This is a genomic window from Prevotella sp. HJM029 (genome assembly GCF_000599605.1).
Classification (GTDB): domain Bacteria; phylum Bacteroidota; class Bacteroidia; order Bacteroidales; family Bacteroidaceae; genus Prevotella.
In genome coordinates this window covers 1-7,602 of sequence record NZ_KK082664.1, presented here as the reverse complement: position 1 = coordinate 7,602, position 7,602 = coordinate 1, and the positions used below count along the sequence as shown (strand labels likewise).

The 7,602-nt window shown below is 41.6% G+C and carries 9 protein-coding genes and 2 pseudogenes; 9 read left to right on the top strand and 2 right to left on the bottom strand.

Translation table 11 applies throughout. The features are described from left to right. A pseudogene (locus X919_RS15135) lies at nt 1–1,188 on the bottom strand (VapE domain-containing protein); the annotation flags it as partial. 591 nt (nt 1,189–1,779) lie between these two features. Between X919_RS15135 and X919_RS0108095 the strand changes: the two are divergent. The 9 genes from X919_RS0108095 to arsB all read left to right on the top strand — a co-directional run bounded on the left by X919_RS0108095 (nt 1,780) and on the right by arsB (nt 7,127). Next, nucleotides 1,780–2,082, top strand: coding sequence for a helix-turn-helix domain-containing protein (locus X919_RS0108095; RefSeq protein WP_004364954.1), 303 nt, complete (start codon nt 1,780–1,782; stop codon nt 2,080–2,082). Nucleotides 2,083–2,094: 12 nt separating this feature from the next. Further along, complete coding sequence (locus tag X919_RS0108090; protein WP_004359048.1) at nt 2,095–2,400, top strand: helix-turn-helix domain-containing protein; 306 nt, start codon at nt 2,095–2,097, stop codon at nt 2,398–2,400. 279 nt (nt 2,401–2,679) lie between these two features. Further along, nucleotides 2,680–3,003 (top strand): ArsR/SmtB family transcription factor, encoded by a 324-nt coding sequence (locus X919_RS0108085; protein WP_028899680.1) that lies wholly within the window; start codon nt 2,680–2,682, stop codon nt 3,001–3,003. A 60-nt stretch (nt 3,004–3,063) separates the two neighbouring features. After that, nucleotides 3,064–3,504: a nitrophenyl compound nitroreductase subunit ArsF family protein gene (locus tag X919_RS0108080; RefSeq protein ID WP_004359044.1), complete on the top strand. Its 441-nt coding sequence runs from the start codon at nt 3,064–3,066 to the stop codon at nt 3,502–3,504. A gap of 8 nt (nt 3,505–3,512) precedes the next feature. Further along, on the top strand, nt 3,513–4,220 hold the full coding sequence (locus X919_RS0108075; protein ID WP_028899679.1) for an aromatic aminobenezylarsenical efflux permease ArsG family transporter: 708 nt from the start codon (nt 3,513–3,515) through the stop codon (nt 4,218–4,220). Between the two features lie 33 nt (nt 4,221–4,253). After that, entirely contained in the window at nt 4,254–4,487 is a 234-nt protein-coding gene (locus X919_RS0108070) for a thioredoxin family protein (RefSeq protein WP_004359040.1), read from the top strand. Nucleotides 4,488–4,592: 105 nt separating this feature from the next. Further along, nucleotides 4,593–5,561, top strand: a complete 969-nt coding sequence (locus X919_RS0108065) for a permease (protein ID WP_028899678.1) — start codon at nt 4,593–4,595, stop codon at nt 5,559–5,561. A 72-nt stretch (nt 5,562–5,633) separates the two neighbouring features. Continuing rightward, nucleotides 5,634–6,062: an arsenate reductase ArsC gene (locus X919_RS0108060; protein ID WP_028899677.1), complete on the top strand. Its 429-nt coding sequence runs from the start codon at nt 5,634–5,636 to the stop codon at nt 6,060–6,062. Between the two features lie 12 nt (nt 6,063–6,074). Further along, on the top strand, nt 6,075–7,127 hold the full coding sequence (gene arsB, locus X919_RS0108055) for an ACR3 family arsenite efflux transporter (protein ID WP_028899676.1): 1,053 nt from the start codon (nt 6,075–6,077) through the stop codon (nt 7,125–7,127). Nucleotides 7,128–7,361: 234 nt separating this feature from the next. Here arsB and X919_RS0108050 read toward each other — a convergent pair. Then, a pseudogene (locus tag X919_RS0108050) lies at nt 7,362–7,602 on the bottom strand (hypothetical protein); the annotation flags it as partial.

Sequence of the window (7,602 nt, the reverse complement as noted above, 5' to 3'; positions counted from 1 at the left end):
CACCTTTATGTATCCTGCTTTCTTCAAGGCTTCACCCATACGCTTGGCAACAAGTGGTTGGTGAGTATAAATACCCAAATAAGTGAGTATCTCCGTAGTGGTCATTAACGAATAACTTTCATCCTCCATTGGCTTTTCAAAACAACGCAACAAAAGCTCCATCTCTGCAGTCTGTACTTGAAAGTCCTCACTCTCTCTGTATAGTTCGGCAATCTCATCATCATCAAACCAATAGCGAAAGCCTGACTTTAACAGGGCTTAGGCTTCCGCATAGACATTGTTCATCGAGATAGCTTTTGCTCTCTCAATATCTATGGAAAGCACTTCAAAGGGCAGGAACCGTCTGCTTCCCGTGGGGTCTGTAAGAAAGTCGTTGCCGTTTACCGATGCCACAAAGCTTGCCAAGTGGGGATGTTCCTCCACATACTTGTCGTAGGGCATACGGTACTTGACCATCGGGCAAGTGATGAGGTTCTTCAGTTCATTCTCGTCACGCTTGTTGAGTGCTTTGAGCTGGTCGTCTATGTTTACGATGAGGTTTTGCCCTATATAGGTGAGCGTGTCCTTCTCCTGCGGATATATCTTGCCAGTGTAGCTGTAACCATGCAGAGCAGGAGGACAAAGCAAGTCAAGGAATGTTGTCTTGAACTTGCCTTGCTCACCTGTCAGTACAAGACAGGTATGGTTACAGCATTCACGGTTGTCCATAGCGTTGGCGACTACTGCCACGATCCATTTTGTAAGATATAGTAGCCATTTTTCGTGATTGCGCACCACAACGCAACTTGCCAGTTCGGGAATGGCTTTCAGTGAAAGAGAGGAGATACTACTATTACCTTCATCACAGCCTATATCCGCCAATGGCAATGCCTTGAAATACTCCTGTATGGGATTGATGCGTGGAGAGAAGCTGCTCTCGATGATAGAGTATAGATTTTCCGATGAGGTTATTATCCCGATATCGTTGTCTATCTCCCTACGGAGCGTGTTGATTTCATAGCGGCCCACCTTTGAGAAATGAGCATCGTTCTTGCTTCGGTATTCGGTTCTTCCTAATACAGTGTTATATCTGAACTCATAGCGAGAGGACAGATAGATTTCTATCTCACCGTTTTTTGAGGAAGTCTTTTTTCGCTTGGGCATATTGTTTCCTCCCTCCGATTTGCTTTTATCTGCATTCTTCTTCATTATATGCTTGGTTTGGTTTCTAAGAGTGAAGTTATGAAGAGAACTGGAAAGTTCCAAGCATTCAAAGAGTGCTTGCATGATGTTGCGTTCATTCGCAATAAAGTTCGCACGGTTTTTTGAGGAGACAGGAAAAGAAATGACTGATTTAAGCCCGAATTAAGTCAAAACAGGGGATAAAATAATAAGGAAAGACAGAGGTAGAAGTGTACCCTTTGCACATGTTTGCAGTATTCTGCACCGATATTGCAAACAATAGAATCCGCGCAGAAATAGGGTAGCGTTTGTCCACACTAAGAGTGTTACAAGGTGTCTCTTGAACGAAGAATGATTGAATAGGACATACACCGCCCTATCTTTGTTTCAAACGGACGGCGAAAGAACAAAACAGGGAAAGAATGTGCAAACAGCTACCGATAAAATGCGTTAGCTTTTCCTTCAACTTCCCGATGTTTCCCTGCTGTTCCCTGCTGCTTTGAAGTATGACAAACTCATTATACTTTTGCAGGCATAAACGTGCGATGAAACGCAGAACAGACAAAGGTGTTGTCAATACCAATAAGACAGAATTACAAACAAAACAATAATAAAACTATGGGATATTTTATCATTACGGATTCAAATTGGACAAGGCTCAGGAATGAGATTCTCAGCCTTGCCGAGACCTGCCACAAGGCATTCGGGGAACAGAGCAAGCATACCGATTGGCTGCACAATGGTGATGTATGCAAGTTGCTCAACATCAGCAAGCGCACATTGCAGCACTACCGGGATACAGGTGTACTTCCATTCTCTCAGATCGGGCATAAGTGCTATTACAGGCGTGAGGATGTGGAGCTATTGCTCCAAACTAAATCGGAGAAATCAAAAACGGACAAATCCATGAATAACAAATAAGGCGAAAGAACTATGGAACAAGTAAGAGATTTGAACATGGAGGCAGACGATATGCAGGTGGTGCTGTCCGCACTAAAAGGGGTAAGTAAGCGGATTAAGGAAGTGGCAAAGACACACAAACCGCTCTTTGGCGGTGAGCACTTTCTCACGAGTAAAGAGGTGTGCGAAAGGCTGTACATCAGCCCTCGCACCTTGCAGGACTATCGGGATAGGGGAATTATCCCCTACACCCAGTTCGCAGGAAAAATCCTCTATAAGGCCTCAGATTTGGAAAAGATGCTAAAAGATAATTATAGGGAACAGAAACAAGTGCCTTAGGATATTTAGATTACATTTCAAAAGTTAAACTAATAGCTTATGATTTCACAAGTACCCTGCAAGAAGGAAGCAGCTATTCCTATGGATTTGGAAACCATAAGATGCTTTCACATAGAATCATTAACAACTTAGACTTGCGACTATAGCATAGGATTACTACTTATATTTTTTTGAGATACAGAAAAAAAAACGATTTTCCCAAAAAATAACGATATTATTTGCATGTATCAGATATTGTTCGTAATTTTGCAAACAACGAACAATGATACATATAGAATAATGGAAGATAAACTGCACACAACAAATCTGGAACAGATAGCTCATTTTGCCAAAGCAATGGGACATCCAACGAGGATGGCAATTCTTGCTTTCTTGGCAAAACAAGATAGTTGCTTCTTCGGTGATATTCACGAAGAACTACCTATTGCCAAAGCAACCGTTTCGCAGCATTTGAAGGAATTGAAAGAAGCCGGCTTAATCCAGGGTGAAGTGGAAGCGCCCAAAGTTAAATATTGTATCAACAAGGATAATTGGCAAGCTGCGAAGAAGATGTTTGCAGATTTCTTTGCGCAACCCTGCAATAATAAGGGCTGTCGTAGGTGATTTTTTTTGAAAAATATGTTCGTAGTTTTGCGAATGACTAACAACAAAATATAAAAAGGTATGAAAAAGTGTTTATTTTTAATCGTGGCATGTTTCACCTTTATCTTTTGCAACATGAATGCAAAGGACGGAACAGACGCCCAGGCTCTAAAAAAGACGACGGTAAAGGATTATGTAGAAGTGTTGTATTTTCATGGGAAACAGCGCTGTGCCACATGTATGGCTATCGAAAGCAACACTAAAGCTACAATGAAAAAGAACTTCGCTGACCAGATAAAAAAAGGCAAGGTGACTTTTAAGGTAATAGACATCAGCAAAAAGGAAAATGAGAAGATAGCAGAAAAGTATGAGGTAACATGGTCTTCACTATTTATCGTTAGACATAAGAATGGAAAGGAAACATACAAGAATATGACTGAATTTGCTTTTGCTAATGCACGCAAATCACCAGATGTATTTAGGGCTGGTGTCGTAAAATCCGTAAATGAAATGCTGAGATAATGGTGGATATGGATTGGTTACAGACATTGCTGGATAACAGTTCCACGCCTATACTGACAGCATTTCTGCTCGGACTACTGACAGCACTTTCACCTTGTCCGTTAGCAACGAACATAGCAGCTATAGGGTTTATCGGAAGAGATATTGAAAACAGGAAGCGAATATTCCGAAATGGCCTGCTTTATACGCTGGGGCGAATTCTTTCATACACCCTACTTGGTGTAATACTGATTACTATTCTGAAAGAAGGTTCCAGTATGTTCGGCATACAAAAGACAATAGGAACGTGGGGGGAGCTTATACTTGGACCTCTTCTACTCGTAATAGGCCTGTTCATGCTTTGGGGAGATAAACTCAACCTCCCCAAGTTTGGATTCACTGGAAATCCGGAAGGTCTTGCCAGGAAAGGCGGCTGGGGTGCTCTGATGATAGGGGTTCTGTTCGCCCTGGCTTTCTGTCCCACCAGTGGCGTGTTCTACTTCGGCATGCTGATACCGATGTCTGCCACGACCTCGGCAGGCTATCTTCTACCCATGATATTTGCTGTCGCTACGGCTATACCGGTGCTTGCTGTTGCATGGGTTCTCGCCTTCAGCATACAACAAATGGGAAATTTTTACGGAAAGATACAGAAAGTGCAAAAATGGGCGAACCTTATTGTAGGCGTGGTATTCATCATCATCGGCATATATTATTGCTGGATAATGTATTTGTAAAATGAATTTAATAACAATAATATTTTTACTAATATGGAAATAAAAGTTTTAGGGCCGGGTTGTGCCAAATGTAAATCAACCTACAATGTAATTGAAAAGGTACTTAAAGAGAACGACATCGATGCAAAACTCACCAAGGTGGACGACATCATGGAAATGATGAATTACAATATCATGACATCGCCAGCCGTTGTCATTGACGAAGTGGTAAAATTGAAGGGGAAGGTACCGACAGAAAGTGAAGTAAAGGAACTTCTGGGCATCTGATTGACAGAATATGTTTAACCACGAGCGGCAGAAACAACCATTATGGTATCTGCCGTTTTTTTTCAAGAACATTGTTCGTATTTAAGCGAACAAAAAAAGACTTCTATGATACAAGAATTTGCAGACAGGCTTGTTTACGGACTGTTCGGACTAAGTGCCGACACACCGATAGGAATTGCCGTAAACTTTTTCTTTTATGATACGATAAAAATACTTATCCTTTTGTTCTTCATCAGCGTATTGATGGGAATTATCAACGCCTACTTCCCAATTGAACGTTTGAGAAAATATCTGGTTACACACAATATGTACGGATTGCAGTACTTGCTGGCTTCCATATTCGGAGCGGTCACTCCTTTCTGTTCATGTTCTTCCATTCCTCTGTTTATCGGATTTGTAAAGGGCGGCATTCCTTTGGGCGTAACATTCGCATTTCTTATCACATCACCGTTGGTAAACGAGGTGGCTGTTGCCATGTTCCTTGGCTCCTTCGGATTGAAGGTGACTCTTATCTACGTCATCAGCGGCATTCTGTTAGGAGTAATAGGCGGTATAGTACTCGGTCGCATGCGCCTTGCTCCTTATCTGAGTGACTGGGTAAAGCAGATGCAGGCAAATTCATCCGCTCAGGCAGGGGAATGGGAAAAAGACCATACCACCTTTACCAAGAGGCTTCCCACTATTATCCGTGATGCATGGAAAATTGTCAGTGGTGTACTTATATATATTCTGATAGGTATAGGTATCGGTGCTTTCATGCATGGCTTTGTTCCTGAAGGATTCTTTGAGCAATACATGTCAAAAGACAACTGGTATGCAGTTCCTTTGTCTGTTATACTTGCCGTACCGATGTATGCTAATGCCGCAGGTATCGTCCCAGTAATCGAGGTATTTGTAGCGAAAGGCATTCCCATCGGAACGGCGATAGCCTTCATGATGGCTATCGTTGGTCTTTCCTTGCCAGAGGCAACACTGCTCAAGAAAGTAATGACATGGAGACTTATCGGCATATTCTTCGGCACTGTGACGTTTTTCATCATCTTGTCCGGCTATCTGTTTAATTATATTCTATAATATGTAGAAGTTCCTTCCAAAAAGCATTCAAACTATATAGTAAGTCAAATCCCCAAATTTAAAAATAAAAAGATGAAAGTATTGATTCTTTGTACAGGAAACAGCTGCCGTAGCCAAATGGCTCATGGCTTTCTACAGTCATTCGACAAAAATATAGAAGTGTATTCTGGTGGAACGGTACCAGCGAAACAAGTAAACGCCAAGGCGGTGGAAGTAATGAAAGAAGCCAGAATAAACATTGCCTCACATGTCCCAACACATGTTAATACCTATCTTGACAAGGAATGGCATTACGTAATAACCGTTTGCGGTGGTGCAAACGAAAGTTGTCCTATGTTTACAGGTAAAGTAAGAAACAGGCTGCATATAGGGTTTGACGATCCCTCGGAAGCAACCGGAAGTCCCGAGTTTATCAACAGTGAGTTCCATCGGGTACGGGATGAAATTAAAGCCTGTTTCTATGACTTCTACCTGAACGAATTAAAACCACAATTAAAATAAATAGATATTGTTATGGAAAAGAAACAAGGAATTGGATTTTTTGAAAAATACCTGACTGTCTGGGTTGCCTTGTGCATCATTATTGGAATTGCCGTGGGACAATGGCTTCCGGCAATTCCGCAAACATTAAGCAAATTTGAATATGCCAACGTGTCTATACCCGTGGCAATCCTGATTTGGTTAATGATTTATCCGATGATGCTAAAAGTAGATTTTCAAAGTGTTAAGAATGTCGGCAAGCGTCCGAAAGGAATAATAGTCACTGGCGTTACAAATTGGCTGATAAAGCCATTTACCATGTTTGGAATTGCTTATTTGTTCTTCTATGTGATTTTCAAAGCCTTTATACCTGCCAGATTAGCCGAAGAATATTTAGCCGGGGCGGTATTATTGGGCGCTGCACCTTGTACAGCTATGGTGTTCGTGTGGAGTTACCTTACTAAAGGGGATGCCGCTTATACACTGGTACAAGTGGCAGTGAACGATTTAATCATATTGGTAGCGTTTGCCCCTATCGTTGCTTTCTTGTTGGGAGTTGGCGGCGTATCTATCCCATGGGACACTCTGTTGCTATCCGTAGGGCTGTTTGTTGTGATACCACTTGCTGCCGGGGTCATTACCCGAATAATGATTGTCCGCCGCAAAGGTGTGGAGTATTTCAACAATGTATTTATTGAGAAATTTAATAATTACATGGTAGGTGGATTGCTATTAACGCTTATTATCCTGTTTTCATTTCAAGGAGAAACGATACTAAACAATCCCCTGCATATCTTATTGATTGCAGTTCCGCTTGTGTTGCAAACGGTTCTGATATTCTTCGTTGCTTACGGTTGGGCGAAATGGTGGAAATTACCCCATGATGTTGCCGCACCTGCCGGAATGATTGGGGCAAGTAATTTCTTTGAATTGGCGGTTGCTGTAGCTATTTCTCTTTTTGGTTTACAATCTGGGGCTGCATTGGCTACGGTGGTAGGCGTGTTGGTCGAAGTTCCGGTGATGTTGATGTTAGTAAGGATTGCCAATAACACACGACATAATTTCACAGAGACATATCATTCTTAGAGGCAATTGCATAATAAGAAGATATAATAAAGGTAAGATACCTAAATATTATGCCCCCAAAGGGCTAAACGGCTCTCAGTTATTCCCATATAAGATAGAATGTAGTCATAGGGTAGTAATTTTCATTTCTTGTTCTAACTACATTATAACCCTTTTTCTTTCACTGCCTTATCTCTTGTTGTAGTAAGTAGTAGGATAATATCGGTGAAAGAAAAAGGAAATCAATACAGATTATCAGTTATCCGTGCTGCCAAGCAGAAATATCGGTGTTATCACGGATGCAGGTTTCTGCAACCTCTCACAAAGATACTTCCTGAACAAATGCGCTTCTGTGCTGTCCAACTGAAAAGACATGGCAATGATGATTGGAAGCGGATAGAGCGGAGCATAACCTTTTAGTTGTTTGTTTGCATAAATATTTTCCTCGCCTGCACTCCTTTCATCGGGGTGCAGATTGGAAGACTTCACCAATATT

Coding starts and splice junctions, on each gene's coding strand:
- X919_RS0108065 (WP_028899678.1), top strand. CDS start 4,593: ATGATACAAGAATTTGCAGACAGGCTTGTTTACGGACTGTTCGGACTA.
- X919_RS0108080 (WP_004359044.1), top strand. CDS start 3,064: ATGAAAAAGTGTTTATTTTTAATCGTGGCATGTTTCACCTTTATCTTT.
- X919_RS0108085 (WP_028899680.1), top strand. CDS start 2,680: ATGGAAGATAAACTGCACACAACAAATCTGGAACAGATAGCTCATTTT.
- arsB (WP_028899676.1), top strand. CDS start 6,075: ATGGAAAAGAAACAAGGAATTGGATTTTTTGAAAAATACCTGACTGTC.
- X919_RS0108095 (WP_004364954.1), top strand. CDS start 1,780: ATGGGATATTTTATCATTACGGATTCAAATTGGACAAGGCTCAGGAAT.
- X919_RS0108090 (WP_004359048.1), top strand. CDS start 2,095: ATGGAACAAGTAAGAGATTTGAACATGGAGGCAGACGATATGCAGGTG.
- X919_RS0108070 (WP_004359040.1), top strand. CDS start 4,254: ATGGAAATAAAAGTTTTAGGGCCGGGTTGTGCCAAATGTAAATCAACC.
- X919_RS0108060 (WP_028899677.1), top strand. CDS start 5,634: ATGAAAGTATTGATTCTTTGTACAGGAAACAGCTGCCGTAGCCAAATG.
- X919_RS0108075 (WP_028899679.1), top strand. CDS start 3,513: ATGGATTGGTTACAGACATTGCTGGATAACAGTTCCACGCCTATACTG.